Below are 443 nucleotides of genomic sequence, written 5' to 3'. Positions count from 1 at the left end.
GCCATCTGGGTTTTCGCCTGACCAATGAATCGGCTCTTTCTCATTCCGCCCACCGTCTTAAGCCAGCCAAATATCTCTTCGACCCGCTTTCGTTTTCGCTGGCTGATTCGATAGCCTTCGGTCCGCGTCGTTCGCCCATCGAGCCCTGGCGTGGTCCGGTTGTCGATTCTCGCGATGTGCGGCCGGATCCGATGCTCGCGCAGATGCGAGACGAAGTCCTTCACGTGATAGCCCTTGTCGGCGCCCAGGGTCGTGGGGTGAATCCGGCGCCGGCGGGCGCGGGTGAGCAGTGTGCGGGCGGCGCGGTGCTCGGCTTGCGTCGCGTCGGTCACCAGAATATCCACGCACAGGCCGTTGCGATTCTCCATGAGCACATGACCGCCGTAGCTGAGCTTGGCCGGCTGGCCGTTGCCTTTCCTCATGAGCTTCGATTCCGGGTCGGT

The 443-nt window shown here is 62.8% G+C and carries 1 protein-coding gene; it reads right to left on the bottom strand.

Going from position 1 to position 443, the window contains the following annotated elements; translation table 11 throughout:
• Positions 1–443, bottom strand: a 443-nt coding sequence (locus tag GQB03_RS22665) for a transposase (protein WP_159694064.1), incomplete at both ends; no start/stop codon positions are given.

The organism is Cognatazoarcus halotolerans, from assembly GCF_009800965.1.
GTDB lineage: Bacteria > Pseudomonadota > Gammaproteobacteria > Burkholderiales > Rhodocyclaceae > Cognatazoarcus > Cognatazoarcus halotolerans.
Note: the sequence above shows the minus strand (reverse complement) of the source record. Positions and strands in the feature narration are given on the sequence as shown.